The organism is Aestuariibaculum marinum (genome assembly GCF_014596975.1).
Classification (GTDB): Bacteria; Bacteroidota; Bacteroidia; order Flavobacteriales; family Flavobacteriaceae; genus Aestuariibaculum; species Aestuariibaculum marinum.
On the sequence record NZ_JACVXD010000002.1, the window covers coordinates 435,758 to 452,286 of the forward strand.

Here is a 16,529-nt window from a genome sequence, read left to right on the forward strand (position 1 = left end):
TTTATATTTTTGGAATAGTAATTGTAATTCCTTAATCCAAAAGCAATAAAAACTTAATTGAAAAGTTAAATTACCAGTACCCGAATCACATGAAAAAAACACTATTTATATTAATCGTTTTACTAATAATGCCACTCTCTTATGCTCAGCAAGAGTCGTCTTTTGGAGCAGGCGAATGGTTTAAATTTAAAATGAGTTATAGCGGATTTTTAAAAGCAGGTAACGCGACACTTACTGTTAAGGATGCAAAAGTAGACGGTAAAGAGGTATACCATGTGGTTGGTAAAGGTTGGACAACAGGAATGATTAAATGGTTTTTTAGAGTTGAAGATCTTTATGAAAGTTATTTTGACAAGGAAGCTATTAAGCCGTACAAATTTATTCGTAAAATAGATGAAGGTGGTCATATAAAAGATATTGAAATTAATTTTAATCATGACCAGAATAAAGCTCATGTGTTTAATAAAAAACACAATACTAAACGTGTTTTTGATACGCCGGTAAATGTTCAGGATATGGTGTCGACGTATTACTATTTACGTGATAATATCGATATCAAATCACTAAAAGTCGGGCAGGAAATTAGAACGGATATGTTTTTCGATGAAGAAAACTATGGGTTTAAATTAAAGTACCTGGGAGAGGAAGTTATTGAAACCGATTTTGGTAATGTACTTGCCTTAAAATTCAGACCTTATGTTATGGCGGGCCGTGTGTTTAAGGAAGAAGAAAGTTTAACACTTTGGGTTTCAAAAGATAAAAATAAAGTACCTTTGCGAATTAAGGCAGATCTGGCTGTGGGCTCATTGAGAGCGGACTTAGAAGCGTACAAAGGGTTAAAGCATTCATTTAAAATTATAGCTGGAAAAAACTAGAAACTTTGGATAAAAAAATAACCAATCAACTTAAGGAAAAATACGAGGCGATAGACCAGGATGTAGAAGATTATCTGGAAGGTTTATTGCAAAGTAAGCCTTTAAATTATTGGGATTATATTCAAACCGATGCCTTATTAAATCTTCAGATTCAACGTACCACCTTTAAAGATGAAATGGTTTTTATCATGTATCATCAGGTCAACGAGTTATTGTTTAAAATGATTCTTTGGGAAATCGATCAGGTTGCAAAAACCAAAAAGGTTGATGCCGATTTCTATACGACAAAAATTATGCGCATTAGTCGGTATTTTAATATGTTGACTTCATCTTTCAGTATTATGAAAGATGGTATGGATTTAGAACAATACAATCAGTTTAGAAAAACCTTAACACCGGCAAGTGGATTTCAAAGTGCACAATATCGAAAAATCGAGTTTGCCTCTACCGAATTAATCAATCTTATAGATAAGCGTTTTAGAGATACAATTGATAGAAATTCGTCCTACGAGAATGCTTTCGAGCATTTATATTGGCAGGCCGCTGGAAAAGACTATAAAACAGGTAAAAAGAGTTATACTTTAACAGTTTTTGAAGAAAAATACAAAGACGAATTTATTAGATTTACCAAATTTTATTTTAAAAATAATTTATACGCTAAATACAAGGCGCTTCCAAAGGAAGCACGAGAGAATGAAGCGTTAATAAAAGCGATGCGTCATTACGATTATACCGTTAATATAAAATGGGTTATGGCGCATTACAATACAGCAAATCATTATTTAAATATTGGCGGAAAGACCGCTGAAGCAACAGGAGGAAGTGAATGGGTGAAATATATGCACCCAAAATATCAAAAGAGAATATTTTTTCCAGAGTTATGGACAGAGCAAGAAAAAGAAAATTGGGGAACAGATATTTAACAATTTTACCGCTATTGGCCTTAGGGTTGGTAAGCTGTAAAGACAAAGAAAAAGAGGTAGTACAGGAGAAACCAGAGTTAGCCATAGTAGAACCAAAAGAAAACATTGAGTTCGGTTTTAATCTCGACGAATATGTGGTTAGAAGAGATACAGTAAAATCAGGCGAGAGTTTTGGTGAAATTTTAGAGCGTAATAAAATCGGGTATCCGCAAATTTTTCATATCGCGGAGAAAACAAAGGAAACATATGATATCGCCAGATATTTTCAGAAAGGAAGACCCTATACTATTTTATGCTCTAAAGACTCATTGGAGTTGCCTAAAACGTTTATTTATCAGCCTAGTTTAGAAGAGTATGTTGTTATAAATTTTAAAGACTCTATCCATGCCTACAAGAGTAAAAAGCCAATTAAGTATGTTGAAAAGCTAGCTACTGGCGTAATAAATAGTAGTATTTCAGAAACCTTGGATGAACAGGGGATAAGTCCGGTTTTAACCAATATACTAGCCGACAATATTTATGCATGGACGATAGATTTTAGACGTCTTCAAAAAGGCGATCGTTTCAAAGTTATTTACACTGATAAGTATATAGACGATAGTATTTACGTAGGTGTTCATGATGTGAAAGCGGCTTACTTTGAGCATAATACAGAACCGTTTTATGCTTTTAGATATGAAACAGATAGTATAAAAGGTATTGTAGATTATTTTAATGATGATGCTAAAACATTGCGTCGAGCCTTTTTAAAAGCACCAGTTAAGTTTAGTCGTATTTCATCTCGCTATAACTTAAAACGTCGTATTGCGGTTTATGGTTATAAAGTTAAGCCACACAAAGGAACCGATTTTGCGGCACCTATAGGAACACCAATTATGGCTACGGCAGCTGGAACAGTAACGAAATCGTCTTATACCAGAGGTAATGGTAATTATGTAAAAATTAGACATAACGGTACTTATGAAACCCAGTATTTACATATGAAAAAGCAGAATGTAAAAGCCGGACAACATGTAAATCAGGGAGATATCATTGGTTGGGTCGGAATGACAGGATATACCGGAGGCCCTCACGTGTGTTATCGTTTTTGGGTAAATGGGAGACAGGTCGATCCTTTTAAGCAAAAGTTACCAGCAGCAGAGCCTATTCCAGATAGCTTGAAAACAAAATACTTAGAGTTTATTAAACCTATAAAATATAGATTAGATAATACAAACTTTAAACCTCAAAAAGTTGAGGGTAGCGAACTAACACAACCAGAAATCAGACAAGCAACTTCTTAATTATGGCATTACCTAACATTAATCCAACTGAAACAAAGTCCTGGAAAAAACTTCAGGAGCATTTTGAAACCATTAGTGGTGTACACATGAAATCTTTATTTGCAGAGGATGAAGACCGAGCAAGTAAGTTTACCATTACATGGGATGATTTTTATGTCGATTATTCTAAAAACAGAATCACCGAAGAAACTGTAAAATATTTGTTAGAGTTGGCTGATGAGGTAAAATTAAAAGAAGCCATAAATAGTCAGTTTTCAGGAGAAACGATAAATCAAACCGAAGGACGTTCGGTATTGCATATGGCACTTCGTGCACCGGAATCTGCAGATTTTAAAGTGGACGGTGTTAATGTTATGCCGGAAATATTTGACGTAAAAAAGAAAATTGAAAAGTTTACCAACGAAGTGGTAAACGGACACAGAACCGGTTATACGGGTAAACGATTTACCGATATTGTTAATATCGGTATTGGAGGCTCAGACCTTGGGCCTGCTATGGTGGTTGACGCGCTTCAGTATTACAAAAACCATTTAACCACACATTTTGTGAGTAATGTTGATGGCGACCATGTAAATGAAGTGATTAAGAAATTAAATCCGGAGACCACACTTTTCGTTATTGTGTCAAAAACATTTACGACTCAGGAGACCTTGTCTAATGCCAATACCATAAAATCATGGTTTTTAAAATCGGCTGATGAAGCCGCAATAGCTGAGCATTTTGTGGCTGTATCAACTAATATTGCTAACGTAAAAGCCTTCGGGATTGACGAAAACAATATATTCCCGATGTGGGATTGGGTTGGAGGCCGTTTTTCGCTTTGGAGCGCGGTAGGTTTATCTATTAGTTTATCTGTTGGATATAACAATTTTGAAAACCTATTGAAAGGAGCTCACAAAATGGACGAGCATTTTAAGAATGAGGATTTCAGCAACAATATTCCAGTGGTTTTAGCTTTAATTAGTGTGTGGTACAATAATTTCTTTAAAGCAGAAAGTGAAGCTGTTATACCGTATTCGCAATACTTAAATCAGTTTGCAACCTATTTGCAGCAAGGTATTATGGAAAGTAACGGAAAAAGTGTTGATAGAAACGGTAACCCAATTGACTACCAAACCGGTACTATTATTTGGGGAGAGCCAGGAACCAATGCACAGCATGCCTTCTTCCAGTTAATACATCAAGGAACTAAATTAATTCCGGCCGATTTTATTGGATTTACAAAATCGTTACATAATAATAAAGATCATCAGGATAAATTAATCTCTAACTTTTTAGCGCAAACCGAAGCCTTGCTGAATGGTAAAACTAAAGAAGACGTTTTAGCTGAAGGAACAGCTGATAGTTTGGTGCCATTTAAGGTGTTTGAAGGTAATAAACCAACAAATACGGTGTTTATTAACAAGTTATCACCAGAAAGTTTAGGTAAATTAATAGCCATGTATGAACATAAAATATTTGTACAAGGTATTATCTGGAATATCTTTAGTTACGATCAGTTTGGAGTCGAATTGGGTAAACAGTTAGCGAACAAAATTTTACATGAATTTAACAATAGCGCGGATTCAGTGCATGATTCCTCTACTCAGAATTTATTGAATTATTATAGGGGAATTTCATAAAAAAAGGAATTATTCTCATAAGAATATTTAAAACGCGTCAGTATTTTTAATGCTGACGCGTTTTTTTTATCAACAATCGTTAAAATATTTAACATATTGGTAATGAATGTTTTCTGATTATCAGTATTTTTGCCTTGACTAATTCAAATAATTAATTATGAAAAAAACCGCTCAGTTTATGATGCTCGCAGGAGCATTGTTATTTACTTCAGTTATTTTGGCACAATCAACAATTAAGGGAGTTGTTGTAGAAGCTGGAATAAACATGCCACTTCCAGGCGCTAATGTTATAGAAAAGGGGACAACCAACGGCGTTGTAACAGACTTCGATGGAAACTTTACATTAGAAACGGAATCAGATTCAGGGGAAATTTTGATTACTTACGTGGGGTATACTACTAAAACAGTTGCCTTTACAAAAGACGCAGACTTAGGGACCATATCGATGGAGTCTAGTCAAGTGGGGTTACAAGAAATACAAATTATCGCTTCTGTAGCTGTAGATCGAAAAACACCGGTAGCTGTATCTACAATTAAATCTGAGGATATTGAACTTAAGTTAGGAACTCAGGAGTTTCCTGAAATTTTAAAATCCACTCCAGGGGTTTATGCAACTAAAGCTGGAGGGGGTTATGGTGATGGTAGAATTAACCTTCGTGGATTTAATTCTGAGAATGTCGCTGTACTTATAAATGGAATTCCGGTTAACGATATGGAAAATGGTCGTGTTTATTGGTCTAACTGGGCCGGTTTAGGCGATGTGACTTCGACCATGCAGGTACAGAGAGGTTTAGGGGCTTCTAAAGTTGCTGTGCCTTCTATTGGAGGAACTATAAATATTATTACTAAAACAACAGATGTGGAAGCAGGAGGAAATGTTTTTACTTCTGTAGGTAATAATGGATATACTAAATATGGAGTAACTTATTCTACAGGGTTAATGGATAATGGTTTTGCAGCCACAGTTAATGCTGCTAAAACTACAGGTGATGGTTATGTAGATGGTACTGAGTTTTCAGGTGTATCATACTTTTTAAATCTTTCGCAAGAAATAAATGAACAGCATAAAGTTGCTTTTACTGTGTTTGGTTCTAAACAACGCCATGGTCAGAGACAAAATAGACAATTAATAGAAACTTTTAGAAATGCTGAAAGTGGAAGAAAGTTTAATGCTGACTGGGGGTATAAAAATGGTCAGGTCACTTTTCAAGAAGATAATTTTTATAATAAACCACAAATGTCGTTAAATCATTACTGGGATTTAAATGATAATACTTCTATTAATACAACTGCATATGCTTCCTTTGGTTCAGGAGGTGGAGGAGGAACTGCTGGTGATTACAAATTTGGATTTGATGCTAGTACAGGAAAAGGCGATTATAGAATAGGTAATTTTGGCCCTATTAATTTTGATAAAATTGTGGAGGAAAATATTGCTTCAGGTGCTAATGGAGCAGAGACTTATTTAAGAGCCTCAAGAAATGATCATAATTGGTACGGTGTTTTATCTACATTAAAAACAAATTTAACTGATGACCTTGTTTTATTGGCAGGTTTAGATTATAGAAACTATAAAGGAATACATTTTTCAGAAGTAACAGATTTGTTAGGAGCAGAATATGCACTAGATAATGGAAATGTTAATAATCCGAATGCAGCTCTTCAGGTTGGTGATAAAAGAGATTATTACAATGATGGTCTAGTTGGTTGGCTTGGAGCTTTTGGACAGTTAGAATATGATTTAAATGAAAATTTTAATGCTTTTATATCTCTAGCAGCGTCAAACACATCTTATAAAAGAGTTGATTATTTTAATTATTTAGATAGTGATCCTTTACAGGAAACAGATTGGTATAACTTTTTCGGATATAGTGCAAAAGGTGGTGCTAATTATAGAATAGGATTAAACCATAATGTGTTTGCTAATGTTGGTTATTTTGAAAAAGCTCCAGGGTTTGATGCGGTGTTTTTAAATTTTAGTAATGACAATATAAATTCGGATGCAGAGAATCAAAAGATTTCTAGTTTTGAGTTAGGTTATGGATTTAGAGGTGAAAAATTATCAGCAAATTTAAATTTGTATCATACTAGATGGAATGATAGAACTGAGATTGCAACATTCCAGCAACCAGATAATACAAGAGCTTCAGCTAATATTTTAGGAGTTAATGCAATACATCAAGGTATTGAATTAGATTTTATTTACCGAGCTACAGATAAATTGGATTTTACAGGGATGTTATCTTTGGGAGATTGGACATGGGATAAAAATGTTAGAGATGTAAGAATATTTGATGAAGATCAAAATGAAATATCAGATTCTCCTGTAAACCTTCATATTTCGGGGTTGAAAGTAGCTGACGCGGCTCAAACAACAATGGCACTTGGTCTAAATTATAAAATATCACCAGAGACCAGGTTAATTATCGATTACAATTATTATGATGATTTATATGCTGATTTCGATCCAAGCGATAGAGGCTTATCATCAAACTTGTCTCCAGAAGAAATAGATGAGATATTAGCTACGGATCCAGTTCAAACATGGAAAATGCCAGCTTATGGATTATTCGATGTAGGGTTTACACATGGGTTTAAATTTGGTTCTTTTGATGCTAGTTTAACAGCAAGGATGAATAATGTATTTGATACAGAATATATATCAGACGCGCAAGATGGTTCAGGATCAAATGCTCAAACATCACTTGTTTATTACGGATATGGAAGAACATTTAGTCTTGGAGCTAAAATTAACTTTTAAAAAAAATTAAAATGAAAAATATATTTTATTATCTATTGATTTTTGGAGCATTCTTTACAGGATGTAATCCTATGGACGATGTTTATGAAGATTTAAATTTGGAGTCAAAACCTGTAGTAGGAGACGTTGTTTATACTTTAAGTGATGATGATTATGAAGCTTTAGATAAAACTTATGGAAACTTTAATTCTGAAGATGAAGCAAAAGAGTTGATTCCAGATTTGTTAACCGATGTTTACCCTGTTTGGGGAGAAGGGTCAACAGCATTGGTAACGTTTAAAGTATATAATAGAATTGATACTTATGAAGCAGATGTTTACGAGCTTTCTGATGAAGAGCATAATGCAATTACTGGTAATACTTATGGCAATTTTGACAGAACTTCACATGTTTACCAATATTTAGAAGCCACGTATCCAAATGCAGAAGACGGTGATTTTGTATCTCTGAGGTATCGTTATTATTCTGGAGTAGAAACTACATTAACAGATGGTTTTGCTTATGAAGATGGTGAATGGGTGAAATTTACTGGTTTTACAGAGGACCAATATGAAGCCATGGGAGAAGGGTTTCCAAACTTTTCAAGTGAGGATGAAGCTAATCAAAAAATTCCAATTGCATTATTGGATGTTTATAAATTTGATCCAAGGTCGGAGGGTGATATAGTGTTGTCTATGTATGAATTGTATATGGGCGGAGGTGTAACTCGAAGTTTTACAGCTGCTTATGTCTTTGATGGAATGTCATTTGAACCTTATGATAATGAAATGAACGTAACAATTCAATTTGGGCATGATGGTAGTACTTGGGTGCCAGATAACACAATTAAGTATACTCTTACTGGTTCTGATGTAACTTTGATTTCAAATAGTTTCATTGACATATATCCTGGCCCGGCAGATAATGTTGGGTATTTCGGAAGTTTTGATAGAAGGGATAGTAGTTCTAATTATTGGTCAGATGCAATGTTGTTAGAGGCTTTTAATGTTTTGTTGGATGAAATGGATCCTTTAGCAGAAGAGGGGCAAAAATATGTATTAACTTATGTTATTTATAACGGTTCAACGACTAATGAAACAAAAAGTGTTATAAAAACTGAAGGTGTTTGGGAGTATCAATAAAATAACCTGTAGTGAATAAAATAAAACCTCTTGTCTGTTTTTGACAAGAGGTTTTTTAACTTAATATATTATGAAAAAACTAACAATCTTTTTCTATGTTTTTGCTTTTGTTGCATGCAGCAGTTCAGGTAATGATGATGGAGGAGTTGATCCTGATCCAGACCCTGTAGAAAAAGCAGTCGCTGTTGATGATGTAGCAGAAACAATAGAAGATCAAGCGGTTGTAATTAGCCATCTTCTAGATAATGATACTGTATTCGACGGATTTAAAATTAGAGATTTTGACGCCGAAAGTACAGAAGGCGGAACAATCGAAGATAATAGAGATGGGACTTATACTTATACGCCTATTGATGGTTTTGTTGGAACCGATACATTTACATATAGTTTATGCGATAGAGAAACTCCTGCAAACTGCTCGACAGCTACAGTTACTATTACAGTTACCGACGAAGGAAACCCTGTGGCTGTTAACGATGCAATTAAGGCCATAGCTAACAGTACAAAAACAATTTTAGGTCTCACAGATAATGATATAACAATAGATGGAGCTAAAATCACATCGATTGATGGCGCTTTATCGTCGGGGACAGTAGTTCTAAATGAAGACGGATCTATTAGTTATACACCGCAAACGGATTTTCTTGGTGAAGATACCTTTACTTATACGATTTGTGACGACGATACGCCTGAAGCTTCTTGTTCAACGGCTACAGTTACAGTTACCGTAATTGAAGCTATAGACTTTAATATTTCGGCAGATTTACAAGCCTATTATGAAGGTGTTATTTTTTCAGATGATTCAGAGTTAACCCTTCAAGAAGTTCAAAACTTAACAATTAACAAACACACCACAATATTATCTTACGGGCAAAGACATAATTATTTATATAATGCTGATGAAGATTTAGATAATACTGATAATGTTATTTTAATGTATTCTGGTGAAAGTAGATATTGGGAAGAATATACTTCAGGAACAAATTCTTATTCACCTCAAACATTTAATACAGAGCATATTTACCCTCAGTCTTTATTAGAAGATAACGATGCAGTTACAGATTTACATCATTTAAGATGTGCTGCAGATAATGTTAATAGTCAAAGAAGTAATCACCCTTTTGTTGATGGAACTGGTACTTATCAATTAATTAATGGAAATTCATGGTATCCTGGCGATAAGTGGAAAGGTGATGTAGCCAGAATGGTAATGTATTTAAATATTCGTTATGGAGAAACGTTTCCAAAAGTAGGATCTCTTGAATTGTTTTTAAAATGGAATATTGAAGATCCTGTATCCGATTTTGAAAGGCAACGTAATAATGTAATTTATGCGGCACAAGGTAACAGAAATCTTTTTATTGATAATCCGTATATAGCAACATTAATTTGGGGAGGAAACGACGCCGAAAATACTTGGCAATAATTATTTTAATATTTTAAACCGCTTCAAATGAAGCGGTTTTTTTATGTTTTTAATTAGTACATTTGTTACTCTAATTTAAAATATAAATTTCATGATTTACGAAGCTGTAAAAAGTCTGCACTCTTATTGGGCATATTTATTGTTTATTGTTTTAATTATTACTGTTATAAACGTTTTGATTAAAGTATTTGGTAAAAAGGAATATGAAGTAAAGGATTTTAGATTGGCACTTTTTACATTAATCCTAACACATACCCAATTGTTAATTGGTATAATTCTTTACGTGGTTTCTCCAAGGTTAGAATTATGGAGTCAATTAGGAGGAGAAGTCATGAAAAACCCTATTGCACGTCTATATTTAGTAGAGCATCCTATCGTAAATATCTTAGCCATAGCAGCTATAACCATAGGCTATTCTAAGCATAAAAAGAAATTAACCTCACAAGCAAAGCTTAAACCAATTGCTATATTTTATACTATTGGCTTAGTGTTGTTATTATCAAGAATTCCTTGGGATGTTTGGTTAGGATAAAAACAAAATAAAAAAGGCAGCTATTAGCTGCCTTTTTTATTCTGTTAATCCACTTCTTTAATAACATAGACATATACAGGAAAGTGGTCGCTATACCCATTGGTAAAACTTCCATTGGCAAAGCTACGTAAGGGATAACCTTTATATCTGCCTTTATTACCTATTAAATAGTTTTTATTAAAAATACCTGCTTTGTATAATCGAAAGGAGGAGTAGTCATCATCTAATAAAGGTTTAGTCATTAATATTTGATCAAACAAGCTCCATGCATCACGATAGGCTGTCGTGCCTAAACCATCTTTAAAATAGGTTTCGTAAGGGTTATAAATACCTTTTAATTTTACCTTATCTCGATTTTTTTCAGCTTTTAAAACGTCTTTTACACTGTTATTAGTTGGGTCATCGTTCAAATCGCCCATAATAAATACCTTCGCATAGGGGTTAATAACTTGTAAAGAGTCTACCAGATGTTTAGTGAGTTTAGCGGCAGCCACACGTTTAGGACGGCTTCGTGCTTCACCACCTCTTCTCGATGGCCAGTGATTTACAATAATACTTATCGGGTCGCCTTCTAATGTGCCACTAACAACCAGCTGGTCGCGGGTATATACACGTTTTTTAGAGTTGTCATCGTAGATTTTTAATTCGTTAGTTGTGGTTGAGGTAGGAGTAAATAGCTTTTTCTGATACAGTAAAGCCACATCAATACCCCTGGCGTCCGGAGAATTGAAATGCACAATGCCGTAATCTTTATCTCTTAAAGATGAGTCGTTAACCAAATCTTCCAGAACTTCTCGGTTTTCGACTTCAGAGACCCCAATAATAGCTGGTGAGTTATGTGTGGTTTCCTTGCCTATATCGGCAATAACCATCGCCATATTCCGAATTTTCTTTTTGTACACCTCAGAGCGGTTTGTTTTCAATTCCATCATCGGACTGACTTCATCAAATTTTTTTGGATCGTTTATAGTGTCGAACAAATTTTCAAGATTATAAAAGGCTATGGTGTGAATTTTAAAGGTTTTATTAGATTGCGCAAAGTTTATCGTACAAATGCTAAATAAAAAAATAGTCAAACTACGTTTAAAATTGTTCATTATAAAAATGTTACATTAATGGTATTTTAGCTACAATCGTGTAGTTAAATTTACATATTAATTATAAAAAATGTATATTAGTAAGGGTTAAATTGCTGTTAAATAGCATGTTAATTTATTCTGATTAAATTATGAACAAATTTATACTCACTTTTTTAATTGGTGTTTTTTCAATTTTCACTGTTTTTGCACAACAAACTATCATTACCGGAAGTGTTAAAGATGGTGTTACTTTTGAGCCCATACCAGATGTTACTATTTCAGTTGAAAAAACAACCCTATCCGCCGAAACCGATGCTAAGGGAGTATTTGTTTTTTCAGGTAATGTTCCGCTTGGGGAACAAATGTTAAACGTATCGAAGCCCGGATACCAAACCAAACGCTTTCCTATTGTTGTTAATGAAAACAGAACAGTAGATTTGTCGGACATTACTTTAGATGTCGATGTTACAACTTCACAGGGGTTATTTACAATTACACTTTCTGATGATGAATTAAATGACGACACCACCGGAGCCGATAATATTTCAGGACTCTTATCATCGTCTTTAGATGTGTTTCAGCGTACTGCAGCTTTCGAATTTAGTCCGTCGTTTTTTAGATTACGTGGTTTAGATTCCGATAATGGTTCGGTGCTTATTAACGGTATCGAAATGAACAAAATGTATAATGGAAGGCCGCAATGGAGTAATTGGGGTGGATTAAATGATGTGGTTAGAAATCAGGAATTAACCACCGGATTAACCCCTTCGGCTTATAATTTTGGAGGTGTTTTAGGAACGACTAATATTAATACCAGAGCCACAAATTATCGTCCGGGGGGACAATTAACATATTCCTCATCTAATCGTAGTTACACGAATAGGTTAATGGCGAGTTATTCTACTGGCTTGATGGAAGGAGGCTGGGCCATGACCGTAATGCTTTCCAGACGTTGGGGTAATGAAGGGTACCAGGATGCGACCTTATACGATTCTAAGTCGCTATTTGCATCTGTTGAAAAAGTTATTAACGATAAGCATAGTATTAACTTCACCTCAATTTATGCACCTAACCGACGCGGAAAATCGGCGCCGAATACTCAGGAAGTTTACGATTTAAAAGGAATTAAATACAACGAATACTGGGGCTGGCAAGATGGCGAGAAACGTAATTCGCGTTTTAAAGATGTTGAGGAGCCTATTTTAATGCTTAACCATTACTGGGATATTTCAAGTAAAACTACCTTAAATACCAATGTCGGTTATCAGTTTGGTAAAACCGGGAATAGTCGATTAGATTATGGAGGGACCCGTTTAAATGATGACGGCTTTCCTATAGGTGGTGGTTCTAATCCAAGTCCAGCGTATTACCAAAAACTGCCTAGTTACTGGTTAACACCAACCGCGGGTCCAAATTATGCTAATGCCTATCTAGCAGAACAGGAATTCTTGAATGATGGCCAAATAGATTGGAATAGTTTGTATCAAACCAATTTAGAGAACGTAGGGAATTATTCAACCTATATTTTATATGAAGATAGAAATGATGATAAGCAATGGACGTTCAATTCTATTTTAAATTCAGAATTGAATGAAAATATCATTTTAAATGCTGCTGTGAATTACAGAAAGCTGAAGTCTCAAAATTTCGCTGAAATTATGGATTTATTAGGCGGTAACGGCTTTTTAAATGTCGATTCCTTTGATGGTTTTCAGTTTGATTTGCAGAATCCGAATCGTATCGCTATTGAAGGAGATAAGTTTAAGTACAATTATAACCTGTTTGCCAATGTGCTGTCTGGATATGCTCAGGCGCAGTTTAAATACAATAAAATTGATTTTTATCTGGCAGGAAGTGTTTCAAAAACCGATTATCAACGTGAAGGGTTATATGATAATGAAGCCAATACAGGAAATTCCTTAGGAAAAGGCGACAAGTTAGATTTTACAGGTATTGGTGCTAAAGGGGGCTTTACTTATAAGTTTTCTGGTAAGCATTTGTTTGACGCTAATGCGGGTTACATTACGCGAGCACCATCTTTAAGAAATACCTTTTCTAATGCGCGTGTTAATAATAATATAGTGCCAGATATCAAAGAAGAAAAAATTACCTCGTTCGACGCGAGTTATATTTTCCGATCGCCAACTATAAAAGCACGGGTTACAGGATTCTATATTAAAACGGAAGATGCTAATGAAATCTCGTTTTACTATGCCGATGGGGTAACCGGTTTTACAGAAAGTTCAGAATTTGTGAGTGAAATTCTTCAAGGGATTGATAAAATTCATTTAGGAGTAGAAACCGGTATTGAAGCGCAGGTAACGCCAACCATTAAATTAAAAGGTGCAGCCTCTTTAGGACAATACACTTACGATAATAATCCGAATTTAATTTTAACGGCCGATGCGGCTACAGCACCACAAGGTCCGGCCAATATGAAAGATTATAAAGTGGCTGGTGGACCGCAAGGAGCATATTCTGTAGGGTTTGAATATCGCGATCCGGATTACTGGTGGTTTGGAGCCACAGCCAATTTTTTCACAAATACTTATGTAGATGTTAGTCCGTTAACCAGAACGGCAAATTTTTATAAAGATCCGGTAGATGGCTTACCGTTTAATGATTACGACGAGGATATTGCCAGAGAGTTATTAAAACAGGAACAGTTTGATGACTATATGGTAGTGAATCTTATTGGAGGTAAATCGTGGAAAATAGACGATTATTATGTTGGGTTCTTTGCAAGCATAGGAAATGTGTTAGATAAAGAATATAAAACAGGTGGTTTCGAACAAGGGCGCGCAGCCAATTACCGAGAGTTAAGAGACGATATGAGTAATGATACTCGTGTTTTCGGACCAAAATACTGGTACGGGCGTGGCGCAAATTATTTCCTTAATCTTTATTTCAGATTTTAAAGTATAAAACACAAAACAGATGAACTGCGAAGCATTCAAAAAACATAAAAAAAATAATATCATGAAAACGACAAATATATATTTAACTCTGGCACTAAGTTTTGCGCTGGCTTTAACATCCTGTGTCCATGACGACGATTATTCTATTCCTAATGTAGAAATTGAAGAACCAAATATTGAAGCGAATACCACCATTTCTATAGTGAAAGATATGTATGCTGGTAGCCTGGTAGATTTTAACGAGGCTAATAATGAAGGCGAATTAATTATTGAAGGCTATGTAGTGTCTAACGATGAAGCAGGTAATTTTTATAAAGTATTGATTATTCAAGATAAACCTGAAGATCCAACCGCGGCCATTCAGTTAGATGTAGATGTCACGTCTTTATATGCCTTATATAAACCTGGGCAAAAGGTGTATGTGAAGCTAAATGGTCTGGGAATGGATGAACTGAATAGTGTATTACATATTGGTGAGATTGATGGCACTAGTGTTGGAAGAATTTCTGCATTTACTTACGATGATTATATTATTCGTTCAGCTGAAGTAGCAACCATTGTTCCAAAAGTTATCACTCCGTCTGAGTTTAATGACAACTATATAAACATGTTAGTTCAGATAGATAACATGCAGTTAAATAGTTCAGAAGTCGGGGAGCCTTATGCTAATGCAGATAATACCTTTACGGTAAATAGATATTTAAAAAATTGTGAGGATAATTCTCAAACTATTTTAAGAAACAGTGGTTTTGCCGATTTTAAGAATGAATTATTTCCAATAGGTCAGGGATCTATCGTAGCGGTGTTTAGTAAATATAATTCCGATTATCAATTATTCATTCGTGATACAAACGATGTAATGTTTGATGATGAACGTTGTACACCAGGAGCTTACGAACCAACCGATCCTGTAAGTTTACCTTATACTCAGGATTTTGAAGGAAATTATGTAGATGGTCAGGATTTAAGTATTGAAGGTTGGTATACAACTAGTGCATCGGGAGGAGCAGAAGTTTTTACATTAGAAAAATATAATAACAATTTTTTTGCCCAAGCTCAGGCATTTGGTTCAGAGGAAAGTTCTATGGAAGCCTGGTTAGTGTCTCCGGGTTTAGTTATAGATGCCTTAACATCAAATCCTGTACTGTCTTTTGGAACTATTGATGGGTACAATAATGGAAATCCGTTAACTGTTTATGTGTCAACCGATTTTTCAGGTGATGTTACAGCTGCTAATTGGACACAATTAAATCCTGTAATATCGTCTACTAATCCTAATGGTTATGGTAGTACTTTTATAGATTCGGGAGAATTAGATTTATCTGCTTATGTAGGAGAAACAATTTTCGTTGGATTTAAATATAAAGGAGGAACCAGTAGCATAACAACAACGATACAAATCGATGATTTCTATGCAGGACCTTCAACTAATACAGGAGGCAATAATGGAGGAGGATCTTCTTCTGCTGAAGGGCTAGCTTTCCTAGGAGGAGATTTTGAAAATTATAATGCTTTTATTTCAGGACTTAATAGTTTCGGTATAAAAGATTATGCAACTCAAAGTACAGGTAATGGTGTAGATGGAAGTACGGCCTTAAGTCTTATTACAGCAGGAACAACAGGTAACGATTATGTGTTTACGGCTTTAGCTAATAGCGATTTACCAAGTACATATTCTAAAATAAAGTTTGCATTAAAAGGAACATCAGATAAAACAATTTCTATAAATTTATATAAAGCTGATGGAACCTATTACAGGTTTAATTTAGGAGATATAACAACTAGTGCAACTATTTTAGCATCAGCAAGTAATCAATATGCTGGAGTGATAAACACTGCAGGAGAATGGATAGAAATCACCTTAGATTTATCGGGAATTACAGATTTGAATATTTCCGATACAACCAAAGATTTTTTAGCTTTAAAAATAGGCAAAGAAGTAGCTTACAATTTATATCTAGATAATTTTACAATTGAATAGTTTAGAAA

General features: G+C 34.6%; 11 protein-coding genes. 10 read left to right on the forward strand and 1 reads right to left on the reverse strand.

The genetic code is table 11. The annotated features are described in order from the left end of the window. Positions 1 to 89: 89 nt before the first annotated feature. From ICJ85_RS05825 to ICJ85_RS05860, 8 genes are all read left to right on the forward strand, one after another. Positions 90 to 875: a DUF3108 domain-containing protein gene (locus tag ICJ85_RS05825; protein WP_188222833.1), complete on the forward strand. Its 786-nt coding sequence runs from the start codon at positions 90 to 92 to the stop codon at positions 873 to 875. A 5-nt stretch (positions 876 to 880) separates the two neighbouring features. After that, positions 881 to 1,798 carry a tryptophan 2,3-dioxygenase family protein gene (locus ICJ85_RS05830; protein ID WP_188222834.1) on the forward strand — a complete coding sequence of 306 codons (918 nt, stop codon included), beginning with the start codon at positions 881 to 883 and terminating at the stop codon, positions 1,796 to 1,798. Beyond that, the gene (locus ICJ85_RS05835) at positions 1,756 to 3,081 is read left to right on the forward strand and encodes a M23 family metallopeptidase (RefSeq protein WP_188222835.1); all 1,326 of its coding nucleotides are present in this window, start codon (positions 1,756 to 1,758) and stop codon (positions 3,079 to 3,081) included. Before ICJ85_RS05830 ends, ICJ85_RS05835 begins: the two co-directional genes overlap by 43 nt. A 2-nt stretch (positions 3,082 to 3,083) precedes the next feature. After that, positions 3,084 to 4,703 carry a glucose-6-phosphate isomerase gene (gene pgi, locus ICJ85_RS05840; RefSeq protein ID WP_188222836.1) on the forward strand — a complete coding sequence of 540 codons (1,620 nt, stop codon included), beginning with the start codon at positions 3,084 to 3,086 and terminating at the stop codon, positions 4,701 to 4,703. 157 nt (positions 4,704 to 4,860) lie between these two features. Then, complete coding sequence (locus ICJ85_RS05845; protein ID WP_188222837.1) at positions 4,861 to 7,464, forward strand: TonB-dependent receptor; 2,604 nt, start codon at positions 4,861 to 4,863, stop codon at positions 7,462 to 7,464. 11 nt (positions 7,465 to 7,475) lie between these two features. Further along, positions 7,476 to 8,585, forward strand: a complete 1,110-nt coding sequence (locus ICJ85_RS05850; RefSeq protein WP_188222838.1) for a hypothetical protein — start codon at positions 7,476 to 7,478, stop codon at positions 8,583 to 8,585. 70 nt (positions 8,586 to 8,655) lie between these two features. After that, the gene (locus ICJ85_RS05855; protein WP_188222839.1) at positions 8,656 to 10,011 is read left to right on the forward strand and encodes an endonuclease; all 1,356 of its coding nucleotides are present in this window, start codon (positions 8,656 to 8,658) and stop codon (positions 10,009 to 10,011) included. A gap of 91 nt (positions 10,012 to 10,102) precedes the next feature. Next, the gene (locus ICJ85_RS05860) at positions 10,103 to 10,543 is read left to right on the forward strand and encodes a hypothetical protein (protein ID WP_194420821.1); all 441 of its coding nucleotides are present in this window, start codon (positions 10,103 to 10,105) and stop codon (positions 10,541 to 10,543) included. A 44-nt stretch (positions 10,544 to 10,587) separates the two neighbouring features. On the opposite strand, the gene ICJ85_RS05865 is transcribed toward ICJ85_RS05860, so the two are convergent. Then, complete coding sequence (locus ICJ85_RS05865; protein ID WP_188222840.1) at positions 10,588 to 11,640, reverse strand: endonuclease/exonuclease/phosphatase family protein; 1,053 nt, start codon at positions 11,638 to 11,640, stop codon at positions 10,588 to 10,590. A gap of 131 nt (positions 11,641 to 11,771) precedes the next feature. Between ICJ85_RS05865 and ICJ85_RS05870 the strand changes: the two genes are divergently transcribed. Beyond that, positions 11,772 to 14,540 (forward strand): carboxypeptidase regulatory-like domain-containing protein, encoded by a 2,769-nt coding sequence (locus ICJ85_RS05870; RefSeq protein WP_188222841.1) that lies wholly within the window; start codon positions 11,772 to 11,774, stop codon positions 14,538 to 14,540. 61 nt (positions 14,541 to 14,601) lie between these two features. Then, positions 14,602 to 16,521: a DUF5689 domain-containing protein gene (locus ICJ85_RS05875; RefSeq protein ID WP_188222842.1), complete on the forward strand. Its 1,920-nt coding sequence runs from the start codon at positions 14,602 to 14,604 to the stop codon at positions 16,519 to 16,521. Positions 16,522 to 16,529: the final 8 nt, after the last annotated feature.

What these genes read in the sequence shown, in the direction of transcription:
- ICJ85_RS05825 (WP_188222833.1), top strand. Translation starts at nt 90, where the DNA reads ATGAAAAAAACACTATTTATATTAATCGTTTTACTAATAATGCCACTC.
- ICJ85_RS05835 (WP_188222835.1), top strand. Translation starts at nt 1,756, where the DNA reads ATGGACAGAGCAAGAAAAAGAAAATTGGGGAACAGATATTTAACAATT.
- pgi (WP_188222836.1), top strand. Translation starts at nt 3,084, where the DNA reads ATGGCATTACCTAACATTAATCCAACTGAAACAAAGTCCTGGAAAAAA.
- ICJ85_RS05845 (WP_188222837.1), top strand. Translation starts at nt 4,861, where the DNA reads ATGAAAAAAACCGCTCAGTTTATGATGCTCGCAGGAGCATTGTTATTT.
- ICJ85_RS05850 (WP_188222838.1), top strand. Translation starts at nt 7,476, where the DNA reads ATGAAAAATATATTTTATTATCTATTGATTTTTGGAGCATTCTTTACA.
- ICJ85_RS05855 (WP_188222839.1), top strand. Translation starts at nt 8,656, where the DNA reads ATGAAAAAACTAACAATCTTTTTCTATGTTTTTGCTTTTGTTGCATGC.
- ICJ85_RS05860 (WP_194420821.1), top strand. Translation starts at nt 10,103, where the DNA reads ATGATTTACGAAGCTGTAAAAAGTCTGCACTCTTATTGGGCATATTTA.
- ICJ85_RS05865 (WP_188222840.1), bottom strand. Translation starts at nt 11,640, where the DNA reads ATGAACAATTTTAAACGTAGTTTGACTATTTTTTTATTTAGCATTTGT.
- ICJ85_RS05870 (WP_188222841.1), top strand. Translation starts at nt 11,772, where the DNA reads ATGAACAAATTTATACTCACTTTTTTAATTGGTGTTTTTTCAATTTTC.
- ICJ85_RS05875 (WP_188222842.1), top strand. Translation starts at nt 14,602, where the DNA reads ATGAAAACGACAAATATATATTTAACTCTGGCACTAAGTTTTGCGCTG.